The organism is Arenibacter palladensis, from assembly GCF_900129275.1.
Classification (GTDB): Bacteria; Bacteroidota; Bacteroidia; order Flavobacteriales; family Flavobacteriaceae; genus Arenibacter; species Arenibacter palladensis.
In genome coordinates, this window is record NZ_FQUX01000003.1 from 144,928 (window position 1) to 170,131 (window position 25,204).

Annotated in this window: 28 protein-coding genes; 20 read left to right on the top strand and 8 right to left on the bottom strand. The window is 38.7% G+C overall.

Translation table 11 applies throughout. The features are described from left to right. Positions 1-53: 53 nt before the first annotated feature. The 5 genes from BUA60_RS10725 (at position 54) to BUA60_RS10745 (ending at position 3,986) form a co-directional block, all read left to right on the top strand. A complete protein-coding gene (locus BUA60_RS10725) occupies positions 54-962 on the top strand; it encodes a DMT family transporter (protein WP_072861782.1) in 909 nt (302 codons plus the stop codon). A gap of 259 nt (positions 963-1,221) precedes the next feature. Continuing rightward, entirely contained in the window at positions 1,222-1,641 is a 420-nt protein-coding gene (locus tag BUA60_RS10730; RefSeq protein ID WP_072861783.1) for a DUF3995 domain-containing protein, read from the top strand. A 242-nt stretch (positions 1,642-1,883) separates the two neighbouring features. Beyond that, entirely contained in the window at positions 1,884-2,291 is a 408-nt protein-coding gene (locus BUA60_RS10735) for a nuclear transport factor 2 family protein (protein WP_072861784.1), read from the top strand. Between the two features lie 364 nt (positions 2,292-2,655). Further along, complete coding sequence (locus BUA60_RS10740; RefSeq protein ID WP_072861785.1) at positions 2,656-3,426, top strand: SDR family NAD(P)-dependent oxidoreductase; 771 nt, start codon at positions 2,656-2,658, stop codon at positions 3,424-3,426. A gap of 125 nt (positions 3,427-3,551) precedes the next feature. Further along, on the top strand, positions 3,552-3,986 hold the full coding sequence (locus tag BUA60_RS10745; RefSeq protein ID WP_072861786.1) for an RbsD/FucU domain-containing protein: 435 nt from the start codon (positions 3,552-3,554) through the stop codon (positions 3,984-3,986). Between the two features lie 136 nt (positions 3,987-4,122). Here the strand turns inward: BUA60_RS10745 and BUA60_RS10750 are convergent, their stop codons facing one another. Together BUA60_RS10750 and BUA60_RS10755 are read right to left on the bottom strand one after the other, a co-directional pair. Then, the gene (locus BUA60_RS10750; protein ID WP_072861787.1) at positions 4,123-4,890 is read right to left on the bottom strand and encodes a helix-turn-helix domain-containing protein; all 768 of its coding nucleotides are present in this window, start codon (positions 4,888-4,890) and stop codon (positions 4,123-4,125) included. 18 nt (positions 4,891-4,908) lie between these two features. Further along, on the bottom strand, positions 4,909-6,078 hold the full coding sequence (locus BUA60_RS10755) for an MFS transporter (protein ID WP_072861788.1): 1,170 nt from the start codon (positions 6,076-6,078) through the stop codon (positions 4,909-4,911). Positions 6,079-6,416: 338 nt separating this feature from the next. Between BUA60_RS10755 and BUA60_RS10760 the strand changes: the two genes are divergently transcribed. The 3 genes from BUA60_RS10760 to BUA60_RS10770 all read left to right on the top strand — a co-directional run bounded on the left by BUA60_RS10760 (position 6,417) and on the right by BUA60_RS10770 (position 8,507). Next, positions 6,417-6,974, top strand: a complete 558-nt coding sequence (locus tag BUA60_RS10760) for a DUF1572 family protein (protein ID WP_072861789.1) — start codon at positions 6,417-6,419, stop codon at positions 6,972-6,974. Between the two features lie 50 nt (positions 6,975-7,024). Beyond that, entirely contained in the window at positions 7,025-7,771 is a 747-nt protein-coding gene (locus tag BUA60_RS10765; RefSeq protein ID WP_072861790.1) for a carbon-nitrogen hydrolase family protein, read from the top strand. 307 nt (positions 7,772-8,078) lie between these two features. After that, entirely contained in the window at positions 8,079-8,507 is a 429-nt protein-coding gene (locus BUA60_RS10770) for a DUF1801 domain-containing protein (protein WP_072861791.1), read from the top strand. 233 nt (positions 8,508-8,740) lie between these two features. On the opposite strand, the gene BUA60_RS10775 is transcribed toward BUA60_RS10770, so the two are convergent. From BUA60_RS10775 to BUA60_RS10800, 6 genes are all read right to left on the bottom strand, one after another. Next, complete coding sequence (locus BUA60_RS10775) at positions 8,741-9,970, bottom strand: APC family permease (RefSeq protein ID WP_072861792.1); 1,230 nt, start codon at positions 9,968-9,970, stop codon at positions 8,741-8,743. Positions 9,971-10,115: 145 nt separating this feature from the next. Further along, positions 10,116-11,384: a cation:proton antiporter gene (locus tag BUA60_RS10780; RefSeq protein WP_072861793.1), complete on the bottom strand. Its 1,269-nt coding sequence runs from the start codon at positions 11,382-11,384 to the stop codon at positions 10,116-10,118. A 267-nt stretch (positions 11,385-11,651) separates the two neighbouring features. Next, positions 11,652-12,476 (bottom strand): universal stress protein, encoded by an 825-nt coding sequence (locus tag BUA60_RS10785; protein ID WP_072861794.1) that lies wholly within the window; start codon positions 12,474-12,476, stop codon positions 11,652-11,654. Between the two features lie 295 nt (positions 12,477-12,771). Then, positions 12,772-13,608, bottom strand: coding sequence for a universal stress protein (locus BUA60_RS10790; protein WP_072861795.1), 837 nt, complete (start codon positions 13,606-13,608; stop codon positions 12,772-12,774). A gap of 172 nt (positions 13,609-13,780) precedes the next feature. Then, positions 13,781-14,398 carry a class I SAM-dependent methyltransferase gene (locus BUA60_RS10795; protein WP_143153183.1) on the bottom strand — a complete coding sequence of 206 codons (618 nt, stop codon included), beginning with the start codon at positions 14,396-14,398 and terminating at the stop codon, positions 13,781-13,783. Between the two features lie 161 nt (positions 14,399-14,559). Then, complete coding sequence (locus BUA60_RS10800) at positions 14,560-15,099, bottom strand: DUF7010 family protein (protein ID WP_072861797.1); 540 nt, start codon at positions 15,097-15,099, stop codon at positions 14,560-14,562. 318 nt (positions 15,100-15,417) lie between these two features. On the opposite strand from BUA60_RS10800, the gene BUA60_RS10805 reads away from it, so the two are divergent. From BUA60_RS10805 to BUA60_RS10860, 12 genes are all read left to right on the top strand, one after another. Next, the gene (locus BUA60_RS10805) at positions 15,418-15,996 is read left to right on the top strand and encodes a Crp/Fnr family transcriptional regulator (protein ID WP_072861798.1); all 579 of its coding nucleotides are present in this window, start codon (positions 15,418-15,420) and stop codon (positions 15,994-15,996) included. Positions 15,997-16,066: 70 nt separating this feature from the next. Further along, positions 16,067-17,047: a cyclase family protein gene (locus tag BUA60_RS10810; RefSeq protein ID WP_072861799.1), complete on the top strand. Its 981-nt coding sequence runs from the start codon at positions 16,067-16,069 to the stop codon at positions 17,045-17,047. A 4-nt stretch (positions 17,048-17,051) separates the two neighbouring features. Next, a complete protein-coding gene (locus BUA60_RS10815) occupies positions 17,052-17,498 on the top strand; it encodes a DMT family transporter (RefSeq protein WP_072861800.1) in 447 nt (148 codons plus the stop codon). Positions 17,499-17,503: 5 nt separating this feature from the next. Next, positions 17,504-18,220 (top strand): GNAT family N-acetyltransferase, encoded by a 717-nt coding sequence (locus BUA60_RS10820; RefSeq protein WP_072861801.1) that lies wholly within the window; start codon positions 17,504-17,506, stop codon positions 18,218-18,220. Between the two features lie 11 nt (positions 18,221-18,231). Next, entirely contained in the window at positions 18,232-18,861 is a 630-nt protein-coding gene (locus BUA60_RS10825) for an NAD(P)H-dependent oxidoreductase (protein WP_072861802.1), read from the top strand. 87 nt (positions 18,862-18,948) lie between these two features. Continuing rightward, a complete protein-coding gene (locus tag BUA60_RS10830) occupies positions 18,949-19,296 on the top strand; it encodes a 5-carboxymethyl-2-hydroxymuconate Delta-isomerase (RefSeq protein ID WP_072861803.1) in 348 nt (115 codons plus the stop codon). Positions 19,297-19,682: 386 nt separating this feature from the next. Beyond that, a complete protein-coding gene (locus BUA60_RS10835) occupies positions 19,683-20,918 on the top strand; it encodes an MDR family MFS transporter (RefSeq protein WP_072861804.1) in 1,236 nt (411 codons plus the stop codon). 121 nt (positions 20,919-21,039) lie between these two features. Continuing rightward, the gene (locus tag BUA60_RS10840; protein WP_072861805.1) at positions 21,040-21,474 is read left to right on the top strand and encodes a GNAT family N-acetyltransferase; all 435 of its coding nucleotides are present in this window, start codon (positions 21,040-21,042) and stop codon (positions 21,472-21,474) included. Positions 21,475-21,701: 227 nt separating this feature from the next. After that, complete coding sequence (locus BUA60_RS10845) at positions 21,702-22,712, top strand: hypothetical protein (protein ID WP_072861806.1); 1,011 nt, start codon at positions 21,702-21,704, stop codon at positions 22,710-22,712. Between the two features lie 118 nt (positions 22,713-22,830). Beyond that, positions 22,831-23,391 (top strand): DUF4256 domain-containing protein, encoded by a 561-nt coding sequence (locus tag BUA60_RS10850; protein ID WP_072861807.1) that lies wholly within the window; start codon positions 22,831-22,833, stop codon positions 23,389-23,391. Positions 23,392-23,569: 178 nt separating this feature from the next. Beyond that, positions 23,570-24,739, top strand: a complete 1,170-nt coding sequence (locus BUA60_RS10855) for a Gfo/Idh/MocA family protein (protein WP_072861808.1) — start codon at positions 23,570-23,572, stop codon at positions 24,737-24,739. Between the two features lie 32 nt (positions 24,740-24,771). Continuing rightward, positions 24,772-25,173, top strand: a complete 402-nt coding sequence (locus tag BUA60_RS10860; protein WP_072861809.1) for an ACT domain-containing protein — start codon at positions 24,772-24,774, stop codon at positions 25,171-25,173. Positions 25,174-25,204: the final 31 nt, after the last annotated feature.

Here is a 25,204-nt window from a genome sequence, read left to right on the forward strand (position 1 = left end):
AGTCGCACATAAAACTGAAGTTTGTAGCAATTATAAACCTTAAGTTTTCTAGTATGAACAAATCAATCGTTTATGTTTTAGTCTGTGTATTCTTATGGGCATTAATTCCTGTAGTATCCAAATTAGGACAAAATGGGTTGGATAACCATCAATTTCTTTTTTGGTCCAGCTTGTCTTCACTATTGTTTTTTTTGGGTATTGGGATCTATAAAAAAAATATTGCCCATTTATACAAAATCTCCAAAAACAAATGGCTCAAGGCAATATCCCTGGGCTTCTTAGGTACTTATTTGTATTATGTACTACTCTATTTTGGCTATGCCAATGCACCAGGAATGGAAGTCCTTATTGTTCAATATTCCTGGCCTATACTAGTTGCTGTTCTATCACTCATAATTTTAAGGGAAAAACTTACAACCCCAAAAGTAATTTCCATTCTTTTGGGGTTTTTAGGTGTATTTATGGTATTGACAAAAGGAAATTTTAGCCAATTAAAATTTGAAAACTTAACTATAGATTTAATCGTATTCTTTGGAGCATTTGTTTTTGCCTTATTTTCGGTTCTAAGTAAAAAAATTGAAATGAACGATATTAGTTTATTAACTATCTATTTTTTAACTGCCAGTGTTGCTTCGTTCATTTCAATGAATATATTCTCGGAGTTTAAAACACCTGGATTAAATACTATAACTCCTATTGTCATAAATGGCTTTTTTGTCAATGGACTTTCATATATTTTTTGGATTAAAGCGCTCAAAATTGGCGAAGCTTCCTTTATAGCCCCGTTTGTTTTTTTAACCCCGGTCTTGTCTTCCATTTTTTTGATCGTTTTTTTTAATGAACCTTTTTACACAGCTTACCTTATAGGAATGTCTTGTGTAATTCTCGGTGGTCTTTTAAACGCTAAAAAAGCAAAGAAAAACGCTTTCTACCACAACGTAAAAATTAACCAGCCCGAATGAGTTGTACCCGCTGGCCAAGCTTTTTGGCATGGTTCCCTTCAAAATTAGTAAGGGCCAGCGAACAGGCATTGCAGGACTGGCTAATTTTATGATTAAAGCCCACTCACGAAAATCATCTAAGGCATAAAAAAATGGCAGGACCTATTTTCTGTCGGTTAGGCGAAAAGTTCGGTTTTTATTTTTTAAATTAGGTGCTTAACCCCCGCAACTAAATTTATAGGAACTTCAGTAAAAAATTGAGAGCAACCGACCGAGAACTATGTATTTATCAATTCTATTGGGCATAATACTAATTGGACTTGGACTAATTCATTTCAATTGGGTGATCGGAGGCAAATTTGGATTTTCAGAATCCTTACCCACAAAGGAAAGCGGAGAAAGAGTATTGAATCCTAAAAAAATTGATAGTGCCATTGTTGGAATTGGATTGACAATATTCGGTATTTTTTATGTTCTTAAATCAGGACTTATTGAATACAGTTTACCAGCATGGATTATAAAATACGGAAGTTGGATAATACCAATAATTTTTCTTTTAAGAGCAATTGGCGAATTTAGATATGTTGGATTTTTTAAAAGTATAAAGAAAACGGAATTCGGAAAATTGGACACCAAACTATTTTCACCCCTATGTTTGGCAATCGGAATACTGGGAATAATAATTCACCTGGTAAAATAAAAACAAGTCCTATATAATTTAAATCAATATCGTTGCAGGTTTAGTATGTCCAAGTCCCCTATAGAAGTTTCCCCGGCATAAACCCCAAACTATCCATATCTAAGAGCCCAGTGCTTAATTAAGGAATGGACAAGAGTATTAGAATCACACCTAAATTTATGAAGCCTTTGGAAAGGGCCTTAGATTTTCGAAAGACAAAAAAAAAGGAATTGGAAATACATTTATAACTTAAACCAAAAATCATGGAAAACAAACAAAATCTTAAGGTTATCGAGAATCTTTACAATGCTTTTGCCACTGGGGATATGCCTACAGTCCTTGGTTCTATGGATCCCAATATTGAATGGAACGAAGCCGAAAGTAATGCGCTTTCGGACGGCAATCCCTATATTGGTCCAAATGCAATTTTAGAAGGCGTATTTGCCCGTCTTGGAGCCAACCATGAGTATTTTGGCTTAAAGGATATTAATATCCACAGCATGAATGGCAACAAGATCTTGGCCACTCTACGTTATGATGCTAAAGTAAAAACAACCGGAAAGTCCTACAATGCCCAAGCTGCACATCTATGGACGCTTAATAATGAAGGAAAAATTACGGCCTTTCAACAATACGTAGATACTAAGAAGTTGGCAGACGCTGAAAAGTAAATCTAATAGTACCGACGGTTAAATCAACGAAAGCACATCATTGGCCATAAATTGAAGCCTTAACGCCCTCCTTAATATTGAGTCGGGCATGTTTTCGCGCGGGCAAAAGCCATCCCATGGCACCTATAAGATAGTGAAGAGTTTCCCTCCTCCCCTCTACTCCTGTCCTGATCGTTATCCTTTTTTAGAACAAAATTTACTAAAAGCACAAAACCATTTCCAAGACCAAAATCAAAGTTGGCAGTGGCAACAATATTAAATTGCTTACCTTCTTATATTATATTTGTAAAAATAAATATATCCCATCCTAAACGACAAGTATTAATTTTACAACGATTATCAACGCTATTGACTCAGGAACAATATGAAAAACAATAACAAATTAACAGGAAAAAACGTTCTCATCACCGCTGGCGCCCAAGGAATTGGCGAGTCAATTACCAAGCACTTTATAGATAATGGGGCCAATGTTGCCATTCACTATTTTTCCAGTGCCGATACCGCAAACCAATTAACGGAATACGCAACCGGCAAAGGTCAGAAAGCCGTTGCTTTAAGTGGTGATCTTACCAAGGAGGCCGATGCGAATGCCTTGGTTAAAAAAACAGTAGAAGCATTTGGTGGCTTGGACATACTTATCAATAATGCAGGTTCACTGGTTGCCCGTAAAATGCTGAGCGAAATGGAAGCTGAGTTCTGGAATAAGGTCATGGATATAAACCTTACCTCCATGATGTTCGTAACGCGGGCCGCAGCTCCTTTTCTAGCAAAAAATAACAATAGCAGCATTGTTAATTTGGCATCACTCGCTGGCCGCAAAGGAGGTCACCCCGGATCGCTGGCTTATTCAACCAGCAAAGGTGCAATCCTTACCTTTACTAGAGCTCTCTCGGCAGAATTGGGTCCTCAAGGTATACGGGTCAACGCAGTTGCACCGGGGCTAATCCTTGGCACTTCATTCCACAACACGCATACCACCAAAGAATCGGCTGCTGCTACTACAGCCGGTATTCCAATTCAACGCGCAGGTAACGCCGACGACGTAGCCCGTGCAGTTGTATTTTTGGCGTCCGAATACGATGGTTTTATTACCGGTGCCACGCTGGACATTAATGGTGGAGTCTACAATATGTAGTTCGTGCTAAATTTGAACGTGACCAGAAACTTAACCAAATGCAAGAGGTAGGTGAAAAACAGAAAACACTGGGAGACAAATAACGCCCCGTGTTTTAATAATATTATTTTTTAAAGGATAAGCTTATGTTAAAGACTCCGGTAATACATCCTACAATCATGGAAGTGCTTGCGCGATCAGGGCATTTTGCACAAGTTGTTATTGCAGACGGAAATTTACCCGTCGGTGCCATGACAGGTCCAAACTCCACCACTGTACATCTTAACTTTCGTCCGGGACTATTGGATGCCCTTACAGTACTTGAAGGCATTTTGGAAGTCTGTCCTGTTCAAGGAGCAATTGTCATGGAAAAGCCAGCAGAAGCAAGCGCCGAAATACACGATGCATACAAAACATTGCTGGGGGATGTATCCTGGGAGACCATGGAACGCTGGGCTTTCTACGAAAAAATTAGGGAACCCAATACCACATTGATTATTCAGACAGGTGAGCAGCGCCGCTTTGCCAATTTGATCCTAATCGTAGGTGTTGTAAAAATGGCAGAGGAAAGCAACTTTTAGGAACTTGGAGCTCGTTTATTATAAGTGTGCGTTTTGGTACTTCATTTATTGGAAAAGGAATATTATTATTCAAATGAGGCTTTGGACCAAAAAGAAGTCTCACAGTCCAATGTTATGTGCTTCCAAAGCAAATTACTTATAACTTATCTTGCATCCTATATGCAGATGGGCTAACCCCTACATTTTTCTTAAAAAATCTTGAAAAACTACTGATGGAATCAAAACCCAATACAAATGCCAATTCTTTGGTAGTAATTTCACTCTTAACAAGTCTGCGTTTTGCTTCCGTAATCTGACGTTGTCCAATAATTTGTTTTGCGGTGAGATTTAGTTTTTCTTTTAGGATCTGATTTAAGCGCTTCATGCTTATTCCAATTTTATTGGCATAGAAGTCAGTGTTTGTTTCGGTCAAAAAATTGATTTCCATTAATTCTAGAAATTGAAACACTCTTTTTTGATTTAAGTCTTGCTCCAAAAATCCATTATTTTGATAACGTATTAAATGCAGCAATAAAACTTTTAATAAAGTTTTTAGCATTATGTATGAGACAGAATCACTAAAGAATTCCTTCTTGAGCAAAATCAATACATTTTGTATCTGCTCCACTTCATTTTCATTAGTCAAAATAAATTGTGGATACTTGTTAAACAGTGACATCACATCTAGGGCATACTCTATGTCATCTTCATCTATAAGGTCGCGTTCAAAATTCACCAAAACACCCTCTTTGGCTTGGAAAACTTCGTTCTTAAAATCTTCATTTAATGGTTTAAAATGAATGGCCAAGCTATTTTTAGCTCTAGGCTCAAAATAAATTCCCATAGAATTATTGGAAAGCAATGCACTATTACTTTCCAATTTTTGAATGATATTAATTTTATTATTCCAAGGTTTCTTGTTCATTTACTTTTAAAGTATACCTTAAAAGTAGGAAGAATTTAATCGAGTGTATTCCTTATGCAGTTTTTGAAACAAAAAATATACAACACAAGCGATTAATAGGGCCAAACTGGCCGCAACACTATAAATGGCCATATAATTATGAGAAATATACTCCACAAAGGTGGATAAAAACTGTCCCCCAAAAACACCCATAGAAAACAAACCTAAGTTTTTACCTTGAGTATTTGCGGTGCTGGCTTCCAACATCATATGGTTCAATAAGGGAATGGTAAATCCAAAACCCGTACCTATAAAAATCACGGTCAATGACAAAAAGGCTATGCTGGTCGTAGTAGCCAAAACAATATAGCCCAACATAAAAAATAAAAAGCCCAAAACCACTGTTTTGTCATCTCCAAAAACTCTTACCATTTTCGGCATACGGCTAGCGGCGATAATGGCAATTACCGAAATAGACGCCATTAAATAACCAGTCTCAGACTCGCTAAACCCAAATGATTGTGGTAAGTGCAAAGGTAAAGTAACAAAGCCTACAAAGAATAGCATCATGGCCAATAGTGATGCAATAAAGATTAAACGCACTTTAGACTTATTATTGGTATCTGTTGCAGAGACTTCTTTATTAACTTCTTTATGAGGAGTAGCTTTTGGTAATACTTTTATCACCAAGAATAAGCATACCAAGGCTAAAAGATAGATATAAAAAGGAAATTGCCAATTAATTTCCCCTAATACTCCGCCAATAGCTAAAAAAACAACACCTCCCAACTCAATGGCCATACCTTGCCAAGCAATCATTTTTACTCTAGTTTCCCCAGTAAAAAAATCGGCAATGTAAGCGGTTACCGAAACTTGAATGGCTACCGTGGCCGCACCAAGTAAAATTCTATCGACAATTAATAAATAATCATTGGTGATAAATGCACCCAATAGGCCTAAAATAGCGTATGGTATAAGCCCCAAGCTTAATAAATTGATAGCACCCAGTCTATGCAGTAATCTACCTATTATAGGTGCAAAAAGGACAACACCCAGAGATGGCAATGTAATTAACCAACCAGGTGAAAAGCCCAAATTTTTATGTTCTACAATTCCTGATAATGAGGGTGCAATAACTGTACCTACCATTATAGTTAGGCTGCTAACAAACAGTAAAGTAAAAATTCCGAAGTTTGATATTTTATTCATACTGCAAAATTCTTACTAATCAAACGGAATGCCTTGACCCGTTTTCTAAATAAGTATGCAAAAATGGAAAAATCACGATTGTATTTTTAGCCTGGTCCAGGCACAGGCTATACACCCTGTTTATTTCTGAACCAATTGGTCAAATACCGTACAGAAGGCAGATGGGTTTTAAAGATTTGTTATATTAGACTTATTATCGATTTATAATACTGGCAAAAATTTTGAAAATAATTGAAGGTAACATGTTAACTATGTCCCTATTTTCTTCGATGAATCCTAGAATCCAATCCCGACATAATTTACATATAGCCCGGGGTTGCCAATTTGAATAAAATATTATGAGAATTGAATATCTGAATAGCGTTAGGAAGCAATTTGAATATTACAAATCCTTAGGGGAAAAAACCGTTGAACAATTAAACGAAAAAGACCTCTTTTGGCAATATAATGAAGAGTCCAATTCCATTGCAATTACGGTGAACCACCTTTGTGGAAATATGAAATCGCGCTGGACAGACTTTTTAACCACAGACGGAGAAAAAGCTTGGCGTAATCGTGATTCGGAATTTGAATCCGAAATGAAATCAAAAGTTGAACTACTATCAAAATGGAATGATGCCTGGAGTTGCCTGTTTGAGGCCTTAGCCTCTATTAACAACGAAAATTTTGATACCAAGATTTATATCAGGAACCAAGAGCATTCAATAATCGAGGCAATAAACAGACAGTTGACCCATTATTCCTATCATATTGGACAAATTGTTTACTTAGGCAAAATGATCAAAGGAAGTGAATGGAAAAGTTTGACGATTCCAAAAGGAAGATCAACAGAATTTAACCATGGGAAATTTTCTAAAGGAAAGCACAAAGGACATTTCTCCGACGACATTATTTAAAACCAAAAAAGGAACTTTGTTGGAATATTAATTTGGAAAAAACAAATACAATGAAAATTGGTGTTGCACAGACAAAATCGGAAAAAGGAAATATAAAGGCCAATATCCAAAACCATTTAAGATGGATAGAACTTGCCGTTTCCGAAAAAACCGACATGATTGCATTTCCGGAATTATCTTTATCAGGTTACGAACCGGAACTTGCCAAGGATTTGGCGACCGACCAAAACGATGAGAGACTGCAAGTGTTTCAAGATATTAGCGACGCCCATCAAATAGCCATTGGAGTTGGTTTGCCTATCCAATCGGAATCGGGAATTCTAATCGGTATGGTTATTTTTCAACCAAACCAACCACGGCGAACCTATTTTAAACAAATACTGCATCCGGACGAAAAGCCGTATTTTGTAGAAGGAATCGAAAATACTATTTTGGCCATAAAAGACAGGAATATTGCCCTTGCCATTTGTTACGAATCTTTACAGCCACAACATGTAAAAAAGGCAAGGGAAATGGGTGCGGATATATATTTGGCCAGTGTAGCCAAATCACAGACTGGAATAGATAAAGCGTATGAGCACTTTCCGAAAATAGCGGACCAACATTCAATACCGGTACTAATGGCCAACTGCATAGGATTTTGTGATAATTACCTAAGCGCCGGACAAACATCAATTTGGGATGCTGAGGGAGTTTTATGCGCACAACTGGATAGCCATGGCGAGGGCCTACTTATCTATGATACAGTTACAAAAACAACCCATAGGGTAAAAGAAGCAAAAGACAGCAATGTGTAAAAGTAATAGGGCCAATACCTGCAAAACCTGAAATTGTAAGTATGAATTAATGAAACGTATATAGGAAGTCAGGTTCATTAAATAGGCGAGTAATTTTACCAATTGCTCATGATAGGGTCAGCGTCAGTACCAATCAATAACCCAAATACTACAAATTACTGCACACTTTTGCATTTTTGGCCGATACAGCATAACTTCAATGTAGAAAAGCATCCAATTTAAAATATGCGGACAAAGCTGTAACTTACTTCCCCTTAATCCAAGATTGACAACGTTGACAACTGCGAATAAAAAATAAACGAATAAAATGGGTAACCTAAAATTAATCACAAGCCCGAAAGTTGATGCGGTTTTTGCAAACTATCCAGGGTTTGTTCGGGATAAAATGCAATCGTTGCGGGAATTGGTCATTGAAACAGCGGAAGAAACCGAAGAGGTCTATAAATTGGAAGAAACTTTGAAATGGGGAGAACCAAGTTTTGTAACCAAAGATGGTAGTACCCTGCGAATGGATTGGAAAGAAAAAACGCCAGACCAGTACGCCATGTATTTTCATTGCACTAGTAGATTGGTAGATACTTTTAGATTGGTTTTCAACCACAAATTTCAATACGAAGGCAAGCGTGCCATAGTTTTTCAATTGAATCAGAAAATCCCGAAGGCGGAATTGAAGGAATGTATTAAAGCTGCATTGACCTATCACAAAGTAAAGGAATTGATTACGTTGGGGATTTGAATAATTGGGGGAGAAAGTAGATTATGTCATCTCCGTATATTGAACCCTATAAATTTAATGATGCCCATCCTTTAAGATAGTCGAGACATTTTGAACAATGATATCTTAAAAATTAGTGTGCACCCTATTGCCATTGGAAGGCTTCCCCTTAATAGGCAAGCTCGGTCGGGCAACATTAACCCTAAGCATTCCTAGACACTAAGAACTAAAGAAACTCACCTTATTCATCTGTGCTATACTTCGGCCAATATCTTGTACAGTAGAAAAACAACACATAGCAGAGCGGCAAACAATGGCAATAAAAACTTCCGGTTCCCCCAACATTTCTTCATCCCATAATCGTTAATGGCTAACTTGGCCTGGGATAAATTTACCATAACAAAAACACTTATAACAACGTAGCTAGTAGTGTTGGCCAGTTCAACAATAGGCACAAAAATAGCTAGTACAACAATCCCAATGGCTATAGCAATAGTGGCCAGAATAGGGGTGCGATACTTACGATGTACCTGATGAAACCATTTGGGTGCGTTGTTCTGCCCAGCCATTCCGTAAAGGACCCTAGAGCCCATTATTAACTGCGCCAAAACTCCATTTAAAACAGCAACCAAACTAATGAGACTTATAATATAGGCATAATGGGGGCCCTTGTTCGCGACTATGTCCGCCATAGGTGCATCGGTAGAAGAAAGTTCGTTCAACGGCAAGGCAATCACGGCGACTACGGCGACGGCCACATAGAGGAGCAACGCAATAAATAAACTGCCCATAATGGCTATAGGCATGCTCTTTTTTGGATTTTTTGCCTCTTCAGCAACATTTGCCAAATCCTCAAACCCAACAAAGGCATAGAAGGCTAGGAATGCGCCCTGAAACACGGCAAAAATATCATAACCTGGTGCCGCGATGAACATTCTGGAAAACTGCGAAGTGAATTTCTCCATATCTATGCCGGCCACAAAAATGACAAAGAGTAGCCCCCCAACCTCAATCAGTGTTATTAATCCAATCACGTTCAGGGATTCCCCTATACCCCAAATGGCCAATAAACTCAGTAGTGTCATACTAACAATGATGACAACAGCATCGGGGAATTCTATGAACACGTCCAGGTAGCCAACAAATCCTTTGAGAATGGCAGCGGCGGAAATGAACCCAGTAAAAATTACGCCCCACCCCACTAAAGAGGCCAAGCGTTTGGAGTTAAATGCCTTACCTACATAGATTATTTCCCCTCCACTTTTCGGGAACCGCGGCGCAAGAAGTGAATAAGAGTATGCGGTCAATCCGGCCAAGACCCCCGCAAGCAGAAAAGAAAGTGGAGCAAGTGTTCCAGAATATCCAGCTACTTTGCCAACCAATACATAAATCCCTGCTCCCAGCATAGTCCCAACACCGTATAGCAATATTTGCACGGTACCCAGTTGTTTCTTTAAACCAACCTCTTCATTTTCTTTATTCATAACTTCAAGATTTCCCATTAATTCGTAGGTTGTTAGATTTTAGTCATAGGACAGCTTAATAGCCTATTCAAATCCTGAAACGGCATTCACCAATCTTATAGTTGAAGCTCAAGGTCTTAAGGAATTATAGCAGTACTATAACTTACTAACTAAGATTGACTTCACTTTTCCCGATCCCCATTCTACGTGCCTGGATTCCAATTAATGGGCCAGCGAGAATCGAGGAAAGTAGCGCTGAAAATACAATAGCCACAAATATTGCCTGTCCAATGAGTTCCAATTCTATTGCCAGTGTAGCAACCACAATCTCCATGGCACCTCCCGGAATAAAGATCAAGCCCATTAAAGTAGAGGTTTGTTGAGATTGCTTACCCATTTTTGCTCCTAACCAGGCACCTATAAATTTACCCAAAATGGCAACAACACAGAATATAACGGTTGGCCAAAGTTCCAGTCCGGCCAAAAAATCGATTTTAATCCCTAGTGTGGCAAAAAAGAGGGGCACAAAAATGGCGTGCAAAGTATCCGAGACGCTGTTCCGAATATCCTCTGTTACTCTTTTGGCACTTCCGGCCATGGTACCTGCCAGGAAGAATCCCAGAATAGCATGAATTCCCATCCACTGGGTGATGGCTCCACAAAGCAATCCAACACTGACAATTAGAGTCTGTGCCGCTGCAGGCTGTGGTAATGAAGTACCCTCGACTCGCTTTAGCGCATAATTCAACACTTTGGCCCCAACAGCTATACTTACAATAATAAAGGCGATTACCAGCAAAGCCCTAAAACCCAATTCCATGACACCCATTGCATGGGCCGTTACCATTGACATTACAACAGTAAACAATAACCATCCAAAAATATCATTGATTGCACAGGCAGAAAGGGCAAGGGACGCTTGTGGTGTTTTACTGATTCCCAGATCCCCCAAGGCACGTGCCACTACGGAAATGGCTGTAATGGAACATGCTACGGATAAAAATAAAGGGAAGGTAATTCCTGTGGCTGCCTCTCCCCAATAAATAGGGTCATATGCACTAAAAATGGGATAGCCAATGGCGATGGGAAACAGCACTCCAACAATACCGATGAAAATGGATGCACGGCCACTTCGGAGCGCATGCCCTACATTTACATGAAACCCAGAAGATAGTAAAAGAAAAAAGACCCCCAGCCAAGAAACCGTTTCCAGCATTATGTATTGGGGTTCGCTATCAGGAAAAAGCATGTTTTGTAAGTCTGGAGATACCCTTCCGAGTAGGGTTGGCCCCAAAATAACACCAGCTAAAATTTCACCAGCCAAGGCCGGAATCTTTATGGACTCACAGATAACACCAAGGGTACGTGCAACCCCGAGAAGAACAAGGATTTGCACAATAAAAAGTAGAATATGGCTTTCATTAAGGTAATGCATACAAATATTTTATCCTATTGTAGTCATATTGGAGGATATTAAGTGCCATTCATAAATGCACTTGGCAGATTGCCAACACCATATCTCCGTTAATCCAATTTTCCCTTTATCTGTTATTTTGATACCATTAAATTCAATGAAGCTCAACCTCCAATTTTACTTAGGTTATCCTTGATTGGTTTGAGTTCCGAACTGCACATTCCTATACCTAAAACTGGGTCAAAACAGTAACACTAATTAATAAGGGGAAAATGTTTTGTTCAAGGTTTATGCCTCCTTTTGAAAAGTAAAAAGTGGTATTCTAGTTTGAAATGCCGTATTTTGGGTGACGCTCTGTTGAAATACCTTTTCTATGAAGTTGGTATGGTGGGTAAACATGATTACCATATCTGCGTCAACATCGGCCACAAACTTATTGATACCCAATACAACGGAGTTGATTTTTAGTTCGGTCATTTTGATCTTTTGATAAGAAAAATCCTTTATTAAACTCTTTTCCTTTTGCTGTAGGTCCCCTTCAAAACCTTCATCGGCCTTATCTATATGAAGGATTTGAATCCATGCATCCATTAACTTTGCGAATGGGATAATTAAATCGAGCTCTTTCTCAAGATTGTAAAAGTCGCTGGAGTATACAATATTTTTGATACCCTTATATCGGGCAAATTCAGGAATGGTAAGCACAGGGATACTACTGTTCTCTATTATACTGGCGGCATTACTACCAAAGAGAATCTTTTTAAGCCCACTGGCACCTTTGGTTCCAATACATACAATATCGATATCATTTTTAAGCGCAGTCGTTTCTACATATTTTCCTATGGACGTACCAGAAGTAATTTCATAGCTTATATCAATCTTATGGGTATTATCTTTTTCAATAGATGCCAAAAGTTCTTTCATTGCCCTTTCGGAACTAGCTTTTATAGCCTCTTGAAGCTTATTGGAACCTACTCTGGCCCTTGAAGGGGCACTGGTATCTATTACGTGAAGTAGTTTAAGTTCTACCTCCAGGTCCTTGCTCAAATCTACAGCATACTGGATCGCTACCTTGGATAATTCTGAAAAATCTGTTGGGATTAAAATTCTCATATAAAAACTGTTTTAGGTTTATACTTTAAAAATATCCAACTCCTGGGTCAAATAATATGATATTGGTCATCCCTAGTAATAATATAACACAGACCCATTTATCCTAAAATCCTTCAACATACTTATATTACAACTGCTTCATAAAATGTTGTGGTCTTTTTAATGAACGCCAAATGTATGTAGTTAAGGCTTCCTGTTGGCTTCTATTGTTGTGCTTACCACTCCCCTTTAACCGTATTATGCGCAACTATGCACATTGCCCAATTCCTGAGAGTCCAACATAGTACTCCTATCATCATCTTCTAAAGTCGTGTAAAGCCAAAACCGGTATAGTGCTGTAATAACCAAGGTTTTTTACCATAGGTCGGGATAATATCATTTTAAAAAAATGGTGCCTTCTGTTCATAAAGGCAATCATATTACTGCCACTACTCTGTAAGAACACATTGATTGCCGATTGCACATCTTTGTTAATTATGGAATGGAAAGAACAGTCCAAGCCTTCAAAATAATCTTTTAAAAGGTTTTGATTATTAATCTGGTCTTCATCCAGTATTTCATCCTTGGGGAGCACAATTAACACTTTTATTGATGATTTTGAAATTTTTGCTATGTCAACCATAGACTGAAATTCATGCCTTTTAAAGTTTGTCCTGTAATCCGTTGGAAAAACAATTTCCTTTATTTTAGTATAGGTTGTTTTTGAAGGTATGGCAAGTACCGGACAGCCTCTTATTTCTTCCATGGCAAGGACCGTCTGGCTCCCGTAAATTTCCATTCTAGAATCCGCAGCTCCCTTGGTCCCCATAACAACAATATCTATATCGTGTTTATCCACCATATTTTTCATGGTATCAATTAAATTACCACGTTCTGATACCGTGTGGAATTCATGATGAACAGCCTTATCAGCAGTTACCCAATCACGAACAATTTGCAATCCATCAGTCGATTTCTTTTTGGATTCCTCCAATGTATTGGTAAACGTGAGCTCCAAAGTATAAGCTTCAACTTGATAAGTGTTTAGAATATAAAAAACACACTTTTCCTTTTTAAAAAGGGCAATGGCATAATCAATGGCATTTTGAGCATTTCTGGAAAAATCCGTCGGACAAAGTATTCTTCGTGTCATAATTGAAACTGTTTGCCCGAATATATTTTATTAAAAACTGGGAAGCAATGATATTTATCAGTAGGGCAATACCTCTTTGAACAGGCCAGCTTATGGACCGTCCTTTGGTTAAAATTGAAACCCAGGCAAATTAAACTTTAAATACAACCAAGTGTATCAACATGATGAAAACCTAAAACATTCTATAAAGGGTAGTAACTATTGCTTCTTTGCCATCATTTACCAAATGGGATAACAATTGTTTTTCTTCCAATACCTTCAAATTAAATGGTGGGGCCAATAGGTTTATGCCACTTTGCTTTTTCAACCTAATTCCCTGTCCGGAAATAATTTCTTTATTGGGTATAAAATCCCCTTCAGGTAAATGTTCCGTTAAAACAACATATTTATAATTGTACAACTTACCTACTACACTTTGTACTTCTGCATTGGATAAATGTTGAAGCACTTGTCTCAATATCACACAATCCCCTGAAGGCAAATCGTCATGTGCTATATCCAAACAAAGGAACTCCAAATTTTTGGATTTAAATGTTTCTTTATTACGGGCTATTAGCCCCATCACTATATCTATGGCCATATACCTCTTTGTATGTCCAACCAAATCCTTTCCTACATTAAAATCCCCACAGCCTAAATCGCAAACGGTCAAGGGTTCTTTAAAGGATTTTAGGAATGATGTTAGAACAGCTATATAGGGGTTTACAATTTCAGGTAGATGTGACCCTTCCCCGGAATAAAAATCGGATTCCTTTCCACCCCAAAGATTCATTTCATAAACCTGTTCCATAGCCGCTTTTGTAGGCCAAGGCTTCTTCCTAATTTTATTTCCAATTTCCTCTTTCTTCACAAACCGTAATATTTACATTACTAACTTAAAACAAACGTACAGAAATAACGAAGACAATAATAATTGGGAATAATAAATTGAAATGTCTTGGCCGTGGAAAATTAAACCATTTTCTTTCTATTATTTAAGATAACAAGGGTTGCAACGTATATCGCTACAATGGCCAAGGGAATGGCCACAAATCTTAAATCGGGAAATACATACCACAATAATACAATACTTACCGTTCTTACTATGGCATGTACAATGCCAATCCAATGCTGAATGATCCAGGAAAAAGGCAACCACATGGTTCCGGTCAATATACCAACAGACAAGGGTAAGGAAGTATAATCGATCAAGAAAAACGGAATGGCAATGGCATATGCCAACACCGCCTGAGCCACAGTGAAAAAGAATAAACTGTCGAAAACATTCTTGGTCTTGTTCTTAGCCAAATAATTCTCCCCTGTGAATTTCGAAATAAACAAGGCCAAATATACGATGCTTCCAGTTCCTATAAATAGTACCCAAACCGTCACCCAATCAGAAAAAAAAATACCGGATAAGGCTACCAGCAACCAAGCTATCAATCCTGAAATTGGCGTTGCCAAAAAGGGACCTTTTGAAAATTCTTGTCGTTGTTGTTCCAATGTCTTCATGCCGCTAAATTAAAAAATATTTTATCTGGAAACCTGCTTTACAGTATTATCGCTTTTCTATTTTTTGAACCCTTTTACCATTAACTAAATATTGGATGAAAGTTTCTGAAGAAATTTACTTCAAAGAACATAAGGCCAATGGTCCAGATAAGATCAAAAATGGATACAATCTATATTATTTACTACCCCACACCCTGTAATCTCTAAGGTTTTATCTATTTACTTTGATTAATAAAAATAGATCTTACCTTGTACCTAACAGGATTTTTTTCGAATTTTAATCAGAAAATTATATAAGAATAATCCAATCCCAAAATAATGTACGACCTCCTCATCGGAAATATCAAAGAATTGGTTCCTATTACCGAAGATGAATCCAAGCTGATTCAAAAATCCTTTGAACCAGTATATCTAAAAAAGAAACAATTTCTACTTCAAAGTGGGGAATATTCCAACCATATGCGCTTTATTTCCCAGGGATGCGTAAAACTATATAGTATAGATGAATTGGGTGCTGAACATATATTACAATTCGGGATAAGTGGATGGTGGATCAACGACCTATATGCCTATCTCACTCAAAAACCTGCCACCTTCTTTATACAGGCCATAACACAGAGTACCGTACTGCAAATACATAGGGATAGATTAGATGAACTCTTTGATAAAATCCATATGATGGATAGATTTTTCCGTATCAAAACACAAAATGGCTATGTTGCCCTACAGGAAAGAACGATCAATAGTATGAGCCAGTCTGCCGAGCAGCGCTACCTTGAATTTCTCGGGCGTTACCGGGACATAGAACAACAGATTCCACAATATATGCTAGCCTCCTACTTAGGGGTAACCCCTGAACATTTAAGCACAATCCGAAAAAATATAAGGGATTATTAGCGTTCTTAAGATACCTTAATGGAATAGTTCCAAATGGTTTTAATATTTGTTCCATCAAAATATTTAAACCATGAAAAAGACAAAAATTTTTATTGCAATCCTGCTATTTTCCCATTTTCTGACAAAAGGGCAACAACAGGAAGTAGTGGGCCAAAGCCCATGGGGGCCACAAGATCAAATTGGCACACTCAACATGATGACCGAAGCTTCAAAGCTTCAGGTATTCTCCAAAATAACCTCTGGAAAGACCTACGACCTTAGTGTAGATTACTTTGTTGGGATGCCCAGTTTTCATTCTTTGGGAGATCCGGGTTACCAGTATTGGCTTACGCATACGCCCCATGGCACCATAGTGGACAATCCCAATGGCCTAGGAGAGGGCATGAACAAAAAAGTAAGCTATACCGGGGATGCCATCTCCATGTATACCCATATGGGTACACATATAGATGCCTTGAACCATTTTGGCCTGGATGGAAAAATATGGAACGGCTTTACCCCAGAGGAATACCTTGGCGACAAGGGCTGGAAGAAGACCGGCGCAGAAACCATTCCTCCAATTATTGCCAGAGGGATACTCTTAGACGTGGCTGCTGCCAAAGGACCACTTCCAAAAAACTACCGAATTACTTCCCAAGACCTACAGCTCACCCTGAAGAAACAGGGTATAAAGCTAAATAACGGAGATGTTGTTTTGATCAGAACCGGTCAAGCCGAATTCTACGAAGATGCCCCACACTACTTAGATAACTATCCAGGTATTGGCCTTGAGGCCGTCAAATGGTTGGTAGAAGAGCAAGGAATTATGCTCTTGGGTGCCGATAACCTTAGTTTTGAGGCATTTCCGCCAGAACGGGAAGACAATTGGGTACCGGTCCACACCTATCTGCTGGCCGAAAAGGGGGTTATGTTCATAGAACAGCTATTCTTGGAACAGTTATCCAAGGATAAGGTGTATGAATTTGCATTTATTGCCGCATCCCTGAAATTAAGGGGTGCAAGCGGGTCCCCATTGCGGCCTATTGCCATCCCTTTGAATACAAAAAAGTAAGGTCATGAACAATTCATCACTATTACTGCTCTCGTTTACGGTAGGTATTTTGGTCGTAATCCAAGGGGGAATAAATGCGAGGCTCGGGATACTTCTAAACAACACCTTGTTAGCTACCTCCGCAGCTTTGGTAATGAGTGCAAGTTTTACACTAATTGCAGTTTTTATGACCGTTCGCGAACTTCCAAACATAGACCAATTACAATCCATCCCAACTTATATGTGGTTTACAGGAGGGGCCTTAAGTTTCTTGGCAGTAACGCTCTTTTACTACATCATTCCACGTATTGGGATTTCTACTGCGGTGATTTTTGGACTTAGCGGTCAGATAATTTTTGCAGCGATAGCCGGCCATTTTGGTTGGTTTGGTATGCCCCTGGAACCCATCACCATTAAAAAAGTTATGGGAATGATAGTGATGACCTTAGGCATCATACTTATAAAATATTAAAAATTATGGATTTGATTACAGCAAACATTAACAATCTTACAAGCTTATGGAGCTTGGCTGGCAGTAAGGACGGTCAATTGTTGGATGATGAAAATTTCGCCATCAGCACCGTGTCAGAATCGGAATGGCCAAATAAACTATGGTTTCATAGGCCTCCGACCCAAGAACTATTAGAGGAAATCCTTAACAGATGTGAAAGGGACGGTATCACTATTCCCATATGGCAGAACATTGCGCCGGAAGGACTATTAAAATCCCATGGTTTCTCCATAAAAAATGAATTGACCGGAATGTCCCTACAGCTCAAGGGTATTCAAAATAGACCCTATAGATTATCCTTCCAAAAGGTAAGCGATACCAACTCAGCCACGCTTTGGTCCAAGCTTTTCCATAAAGCCTTTGGATACTTTATCAGCCCGAAAACAGTTGAACTTACCATGGATCGGGTAGACTATCTCATTGGGAACCATGGGCCACAATCCATTGGAACAGCGGTTATTTATATGGATACCCCTAAGGTTGCCGGTATCCATTCCATTGGGGTGGTCCCCAAGCATAGACGAAAGGGATATGCCGCAGACCTACTGAATTATGTTTTGGACCTGGCCAAACACCAAGGTGCCATCTATGCCACCCTACAAGCGTCTTCCATGGCAAAAGAACTATATCTAAAAACAGGATTTCAAGAAGATTTCCTTATTCAAAATTTTGTAAAACATTAAAGCAGTATACAATGAATCTAATTGATCACCTAAATTGGCGATATGCCACCAAAATGTTCGACCCAAAAAGAAAGGTAAGCAAGCAAGACTTGGAATTGCTAAAAGAAGCCATTAGGCTTTCCGTATCTTCCTATGGTCTACAACTGTATAAAGTATTGATTATTGAAAACAATGAAGTAAAGGCAGCACTGCGAAAAGCTTCTTGGGATCAATCGCAGATTACAGACGCATCCCAATTGTTCGTTTTTTGTAATTACACCCTTGACTATGATAGGCATGTAGACGATTATGTAGAACGAATTATCACTACACAGGGCAATTCTTCCGATGGGATAAGAGAATATGGGGAATTCATTAAGAGGAGCATCGCCAAGATGTCGACAGAGGAACGCAAAAGTTGGTCGGAAAAACAGACCTATCTGGCCTTGAACAACCTTCTTATTGCCTGTGCGGAGCTAAAAATAGATGCCTGCCCCATGGAAGGGTTCAACAAACAAGCCTATAATAGAATACTGGGTTTGGATGAGCTAGGACTCAATGCAGCCGTGATAGCCCCTGTAGGTTATAGATCAGCTTCAGACAAAACACAGAATAGAAAAAAAGTAAGAAAAACCAAGAAAGAATTGTTCCAAACTGCCTAATTAAATAGAATTGAAAAAAAGTATGGCAAGTTCAACATCCTTATAAAGCAGGTTGGACTTGCCTAAAATAATCTAAAGAATAATAGTATGCCACACTTTGTAATTCATTGCTCGCAAAACATATTAAACAAAAAGACTCCAAACGAAATCATTCAGAGAGTTTATGATACCGCTGAAGCATCCGGTCTTTTTGAAGTCGGGGATATTAAGGTAAGGATCAATCCCTTCGAATATTATACGATAGGCAATACCAGGGACGACTTTATGCACATTTTCGCCAATATTATGGAAGGAAGAAGCATTCTCGAAAAAAGTGAATTATCGAAAAGAATAGTTTCTGAATTGACATCAATGCTTCCCGAAGTTCCCATTATTTCCATAAACATACGGGATTTTGAGAAAGCCACCTACTGCAATAAATCAATGGTCGGCTGAATTTCTAGAGTATATCTGGGGTAATACCAAAAAAAAATTAAACGCCATCACGCAACTTTACCCATCATTTTCATCTTCGGAAATACAAGGTAAAGGTTATTGAATGAATTATGTATAATGGCGAACTTAAAATTACCCTGAGTCTCCTAAAAATTAATTATAACAATAATGCAATTGGTTTAGGATACCTCTGCCATAGAATCGATTATGGAAGCTGAAATCCCCAATTTAAAAGGATATAATCAATATCCACAAACCGGGTTTATTTGGTGCTAGGAGTCAAATTTATATTATTGGGATAATAATCTGTAACATTTAGGCAGTATCCATCACCAATATTAGGATTTTACCATTATACCACCTTAGATTAAAATTGAATGTAATAAATGAAAAAATTGGTATCCAGTTATTTTAATACTTTTAATGGCCTGTCCAAAGAAGTTTGGTGGCTGGCTTTGATTACACTAATCAATAGGGCCGGTACCATGGTTATACCGTTTCTTTCCCTATACCTTACCCAAAGTTTAAGCTTTAGCCTTGCGGAAGTGGGTTGGGTCATGGCGCTTTTTGGCTTGGGATCGGTGATCGGCTCATGGCTTGGAGGAAAATTAACGGATGGAATAGGCTATTATAAGGTCATGGTAATTAGCTTATTGGCTTCAGGCGTTTCTTTTATCCTCCTACAGTACATAACATCATTTGTTGGTTTTTGTATTGGTGTCTTATTACTAATGGCCATTGCCGATATGTTCCGTCCGGCCATGTTTGTGGCATTAAGCTCCTATAGCAAACCAGAAAACAGAACTCGATCCATAACGCTGATTAGATTGGCAATTAATTTAGGGTTTTCTGCGGGACCCGCCCTGGGAGGACTTATTATTTTTGCCTTAAGTTACGGGGGACTTTTTTGGATAGACGGCATTACCTGTTTTATAGCCGGAATTTTATTATTGCAAATTCTCAATCCTAGAAAAGCTAACGTTATTGAACAAGTGAAGGTTGTGAATCCCATGGAAGCCTACACGGATAAGGCCTTTATGATTCTCTTGGTGGCAATGACCTTGTTTGGGCTGGCATTTTTTCAATTGTTATCTACCCTTCCCATATTCTATAAAGATGTTCACCATTTAACGGAGGCCGAGATCGGCCTACTCCTAGGTTTGAATGGCTTTCTTATATTTATTTTCGAAATGCCTTTGATCAAGTGGTTGGAAGGCAGTAAAAATAATATGTCCAAACTCATCCTTATTGGGGTAATATTAACGGCATTGAGCTTTATTGTAATCAATCTTACCGGATGGTTCGGTGCCCTTGTTATTGGTATGGTTTTAATGACCTTTGGAGAAATGATCGTATTTCCTTTCTCCAATTCCTTGGCCCTAAATAGATCCATAAAAGGAAATCAAGGGCAATACATGGCCTATTATTCCATATCATTCTCTATAGCCCATATTTTTGGACACAGCATCGGTATGAATTTAGTGGCGAATTTGGGATATACGTCTACCTGGTATATCATTACCCTAGTAGCCTTATCCAGTGCGGCCTTTATGTTATTCTTGATTCATTTTCTAAGGAAGGAAAAAGTAGCTGCAACCGGTTCTTTGAGGAGTGCTGGGTAAACCATTTGAAGACGATGTGCATATTACTTAATTAATGGGTCAATAAAAGTATTGCAAAGAAAGTTGTTCCTAGATTTTAACAGAATGGGGTATTAAGTAAATGATAAAACTATAATTTAGTTTGAAAGTAGAGATAACAGATTTTAGGGAGAATGATAGGGAACGTCTTCAACAAATCTATTTTGAGGTTCGGAATACCACATTCACTTGGCTGCCCCAGGATTCTATTGACATAACATCATTCAACAAGGACACCGAAGGAGAGTATATTTTAGTAGCGCGAGCAGGAAAAAAAATTGTTGGTTTTGCCTCGGTCTGGCTTCAGGACGGCTTCCTTCACCATCTGTATATCTCCAACCAATATCAGCGCAAGGGCATTGGAACTATGCTTTTGAACAAAGTCATTGAAAATGCCGATTATGACCTTACCTTAAAGTGTTTGAAACAAAATGATCTCGGAATTAATTTCTATTTAAAATCTGGATGGGAGGCGGTATCCGAAGGCATTTCAAATGAAGGTGAGTATATTTTATTTAAGTACCACATTTCCAGATAGAGATTTTAAAAGGCACCAATAATTAGGTGCTTATCCCAAAAGCCTGAAGTCGGTAATAGTTGCAAAAAACTATGGTCTTCCACATAGAATACCTGAATTTCATAAAAAATAAATCCACCGAAAAACAATAACATCCAGGATTTTCAAAAATTATGATAATTTGTATATTTATCAAGTAATCAGTTACTTAATACAGACCTTTCGTCCAAAAACAACCAAATTATCAGATGTGGAAAAGAAATTACCTTATTCAGATTTTATTCCTTAGTGCTCTTTTAGTTATTATTTCTTCCTTTAACCACTCAAAAGACCCATTAGAAAAGGAGTGCAACCCTCCGCAATCGTTAGTGTTTAATACCGATGGGATGTACAACGCCGAGTTCTTCGATTATATATTTAGAGGCCATTTTGAAAATATAGATTTAAAACGCGAGGACATGCGATTCCTAATGATTTTTGAACAATACCTCAGAGCCTTTGGAAGGCAATGTCCCAGCTACCTGCCAGACTACAAGGTAGAGATTATGGACCAGGTGTGCGCCGTGGAAGAGGTTTCCAAAAATATATATGGAGATGTGCTTAGCAGGGTTTGTGTTGAATATGAATGGGTAGGCACCGGCCTTTATGCACGTCCAGATCTCTATAATGCCAAAATCGAGGTTGAAAATATCCAAAAATCCGACGCTGTGCGTACCACAATGGAGATGATCTTGGACCCAAATGCCATGGGCAATTCCGTTGATTTAATGCATCAGGCCAAAGGTCTTCAAAATGATATGCTACAGATTTTTAAGATCAACAACTGTAACAGTCCAGGAGTTCGAAGGTTTGAAGAGAACCTTAAATTGTTTGCCCTGAACAAAGCTTCCATCCGCATGGACGGTAGCAGTAAATACGCTGCTGTGAAAAAAACTGGAGGACCTACAGGAGTCCAAGATTACAATAAGTTGATAGATGACCTGGTAGCCAATCAATCGAAAACCTGGACGTTCAATCGCTATACTCCCGGAAGTATTTCGGCTGTTTCCATCCTGTCCAAGGACAGTGAAGGAAGACCTAAGTCGATCAAGGCCAATTATAGTTATTCAGGTTTTGGTAGTGGCAGTCAAGGCTGGGTGCAAATCGACTTTGAGAAGGGGCTGCCCAAATGTATTTATTTCTTTGACTTTCCCACTAACTGCAAAACTCCGAACAGTAGTATTGTGGCCTCGTATGCTCAGGGAGGTTACGGAAAATAGTTTTCTTCCCAAGCTGTCCAAGATATCCCTACAATGATGAAAATGCATTATTTTTATTCCACATTGAAAGGAGTTCACCGTCGCCTATAGCCAATGGCTCTTATAACTTTGTCCATTCATGATAAAAAAGAAATTAACCACAAAAGAACAGACCACTATCCTGGAAGTTTTAAAAGACCGTTTTCACAAAAACATGTATCGGCATAAAAGCCTTGATTGGAAGGCCATAGAAAATAAACTCATTGAGAACCCAGCTAAACTATGGGCACTTAACGAAATGGAAAAAACCGGTGGTGAACCGGATGTAGTAGATTTTGATGAAGCAAGCGGTGATTACGTTTTTTTTGATTGCTCTTCTGAAAGTCCCGTAGGAAGAAGAAGTACCTGCTATGATCAAGAGGCGCAAGAATCCAGAAAAAAATTCAAGCCCGAACAAAATGCCTGTGACATGGCTATGGCTATGGGAGTCCAAATAATGACCGAGGAAGACTATAGAAAGCTACAAAAACTAGGGAAATTTGATACAAAAACCTCTAGCTGGATACATACGCCTGCCGATATTAGACAACTTGGAGGAGCACTCTTTGCCGATTATAGGTATGGCCATGTATTTGTTTATCACAATGGAGCCGATTCCTATTATGCTGCCAGGGGATTCCGAGGTACATTAAGAATCTAATTGCAAATAATTTATGAGCTCTTAATAAACAAAGCAGGCGCGGTTAACTTTGGATACTACAATCTTTAATAATCTCCTATATATTAAAAAGAGGACATTTAGGTGGATTTTAGAACTGCCTATTACTCAGTTTAACTAAAGTTTATTGCTATATTACTCTACACTAAAACCGTAACAGATGCCATCCAACAGACGTAAATTTCTTGGTCAATCCCTTGCTTCGGTAGCAGGAATAGCTGCCACTGCCATGATCCCGAACCACATATTTGGCCACAACTTACATAATACCTCGAGACCGGAAGAAATCATATTGCCACCCAATAAACCTTCCAGTATTAAAGAATCCATTAAATTTTCCGTAATTGGATTGAACCATGGCCATATTTATGGCATGGTTGACGCCTTACTTACCGGTGGAGGAAGTTTGGTGGCCGTTTATGCCAGAGAGCCCGAACTGTTGCAGCAGTTTACCAAACGCTACCCCAAGGTGAAAATGGCAAAAAGCGAAAATGAAATTATTGAAGACAATTCAATTCAGCTGGTGGCCAGCGCCGCCATTCCTGTAGAAAGGGCGCCAATTGGAATTCGTGTTATGAAGTCCGGTAAAGATTTTATGGCGGACAAGCCCGGCATAATTACTTTGGAACAATTGGACGAGGTAAAAAAAGTACAAAGGGAAACGCAGCACATTTATTCCATAATGTATAGCGAACGTTTAGGCAATCCGGCCTCCATAAAAGCTGGGGAATTGGTCAGCGCCGGGGCCATAGGTAAGGTGGTGCAAACTATAGGACTGGGACCGCACCGAATGCGTCCTGAATCCCGTCCCGACTGGTTTTTCGACCCCAACAAGGCAGGAGGCATTCTATGTGACATAGGCTCGCACCAGTGTGACCAATTTCTATTTTATACCAACTCCAAACAAGCAGATGTAAATTTTTCCCAAATAGGGAATTTTAATAATACCCACAATCCCGAATATCAGGATTTCGGGGATATGAGCGTGAGGAGTTCCCATGCTACCGGCTACATAAGAATCGACTGGTTTACTCCAGAGGGTCTAGGAACTTGGGGAGATGGGCGTACCTTCATCCTGGGAACTGAAGGCTATATTGAAATGAGAAAATACATCGACATTGCAGGTCGCGAGGGAGGTAATCACCTATTTTTAGTGAATCAAAAAGAAACAAAATATTACGATTGTTCCAATATCTATATGCCCTATGGAGAACAATTGGTAAACGATGTGGTGCACCGTACGGAAACGGCCATGACTCAGGAACATTGTTTCCTTGCTACGGAATTGGCGCTGACCGGACAAAAAATGGCACATAAGATCAATGTATAAACTACATCAATAATCACATACAATTGATTTAAATGAGTGGAGAAACCAATATATCCAAACTAATAAATGAAATGACCCCTGTTTTGAACCAAGGGGAATATGTATTTTCTACGGTACATAACTTGGATCGTATTGATAGAAAGGATACCATCTGTGAATTCACGGAAAATGAAGGGACTACAATAGTAATCGAAAAAAACAAAGCGGACCAATTAAAGCTGCCCTATGAATATGTAGCCGCATGGATTACCTTAAAAGTTCATTCCTCACTGGAAGCAGTAGGACTTACCGCCGTGTTTTCAACTGCATTGGCAAAAAACAATATAAGCTGTAATGTTATAGCCGGTTATTATCACGACCATATTTTTGTAGATACAAAGGATTCGGAAAAGGCCATGCTCGTTTTAGCCAACTTATCCAATACCTCAACCTAACGGACTCCCTCGAGACTACTACGCCCCTACC

Excerpts from the sequence above, each read along its gene's own strand:
- BUA60_RS10730 (WP_072861783.1), top strand. The coding sequence starts at position 1,222 with ATGTATTTATCAATTCTATTGGGCATAATACTAATTGGACTTGGACTA.
- BUA60_RS10835 (WP_072861804.1), top strand. The coding sequence starts at position 19,683 with ATGAAAAAATTGGTATCCAGTTATTTTAATACTTTTAATGGCCTGTCC.
- BUA60_RS10860 (WP_072861809.1), top strand. The coding sequence starts at position 24,772 with ATGAGTGGAGAAACCAATATATCCAAACTAATAAATGAAATGACCCCT.
- BUA60_RS10725 (WP_072861782.1), top strand. The coding sequence starts at position 54 with ATGAACAAATCAATCGTTTATGTTTTAGTCTGTGTATTCTTATGGGCA.
- BUA60_RS10830 (WP_072861803.1), top strand. The coding sequence starts at position 18,949 with ATGCCACACTTTGTAATTCATTGCTCGCAAAACATATTAAACAAAAAG.
- BUA60_RS10770 (WP_072861791.1), top strand. The coding sequence starts at position 8,079 with ATGGGTAACCTAAAATTAATCACAAGCCCGAAAGTTGATGCGGTTTTT.
- BUA60_RS10765 (WP_072861790.1), top strand. The coding sequence starts at position 7,025 with ATGAAAATTGGTGTTGCACAGACAAAATCGGAAAAAGGAAATATAAAG.
- BUA60_RS10760 (WP_072861789.1), top strand. The coding sequence starts at position 6,417 with ATGAGAATTGAATATCTGAATAGCGTTAGGAAGCAATTTGAATATTAC.
- BUA60_RS10845 (WP_072861806.1), top strand. The coding sequence starts at position 21,702 with ATGTGGAAAAGAAATTACCTTATTCAGATTTTATTCCTTAGTGCTCTT.
- BUA60_RS10805 (WP_072861798.1), top strand. The coding sequence starts at position 15,418 with ATGTACGACCTCCTCATCGGAAATATCAAAGAATTGGTTCCTATTACC.
- BUA60_RS10850 (WP_072861807.1), top strand. The coding sequence starts at position 22,831 with ATGATAAAAAAGAAATTAACCACAAAAGAACAGACCACTATCCTGGAA.
- BUA60_RS10755 (WP_072861788.1), bottom strand. The coding sequence starts at position 6,078 with ATGAATAAAATATCAAACTTCGGAATTTTTACTTTACTGTTTGTTAGC.
- BUA60_RS10855 (WP_072861808.1), top strand. The coding sequence starts at position 23,570 with ATGCCATCCAACAGACGTAAATTTCTTGGTCAATCCCTTGCTTCGGTA.
- BUA60_RS10745 (WP_072861786.1), top strand. The coding sequence starts at position 3,552 with ATGTTAAAGACTCCGGTAATACATCCTACAATCATGGAAGTGCTTGCG.
- BUA60_RS10795 (WP_143153183.1), bottom strand. The coding sequence starts at position 14,398 with ATGGAACAGGTTTATGAAATGAATCTTTGGGGTGGAAAGGAATCCGAT.
- BUA60_RS10740 (WP_072861785.1), top strand. The coding sequence starts at position 2,656 with ATGAAAAACAATAACAAATTAACAGGAAAAAACGTTCTCATCACCGCT.
- BUA60_RS10750 (WP_072861787.1), bottom strand. The coding sequence starts at position 4,890 with ATGAACAAGAAACCTTGGAATAATAAAATTAATATCATTCAAAAATTG.
- BUA60_RS10800 (WP_072861797.1), bottom strand. The coding sequence starts at position 15,099 with ATGAAGACATTGGAACAACAACGACAAGAATTTTCAAAAGGTCCCTTT.
- BUA60_RS10825 (WP_072861802.1), top strand. The coding sequence starts at position 18,232 with ATGAATCTAATTGATCACCTAAATTGGCGATATGCCACCAAAATGTTC.
- BUA60_RS10780 (WP_072861793.1), bottom strand. The coding sequence starts at position 11,384 with ATGCATTACCTTAATGAAAGCCATATTCTACTTTTTATTGTGCAAATC.
- BUA60_RS10735 (WP_072861784.1), top strand. The coding sequence starts at position 1,884 with ATGGAAAACAAACAAAATCTTAAGGTTATCGAGAATCTTTACAATGCT.
- BUA60_RS10810 (WP_072861799.1), top strand. The coding sequence starts at position 16,067 with ATGAAAAAGACAAAAATTTTTATTGCAATCCTGCTATTTTCCCATTTT.
- BUA60_RS10815 (WP_072861800.1), top strand. The coding sequence starts at position 17,052 with ATGAACAATTCATCACTATTACTGCTCTCGTTTACGGTAGGTATTTTG.
- BUA60_RS10820 (WP_072861801.1), top strand. The coding sequence starts at position 17,504 with ATGGATTTGATTACAGCAAACATTAACAATCTTACAAGCTTATGGAGC.
- BUA60_RS10775 (WP_072861792.1), bottom strand. The coding sequence starts at position 9,970 with ATGAATAAAGAAAATGAAGAGGTTGGTTTAAAGAAACAACTGGGTACC.
- BUA60_RS10790 (WP_072861795.1), bottom strand. The coding sequence starts at position 13,608 with ATGACACGAAGAATACTTTGTCCGACGGATTTTTCCAGAAATGCTCAA.
- BUA60_RS10785 (WP_072861794.1), bottom strand. The coding sequence starts at position 12,476 with ATGAGAATTTTAATCCCAACAGATTTTTCAGAATTATCCAAGGTAGCG.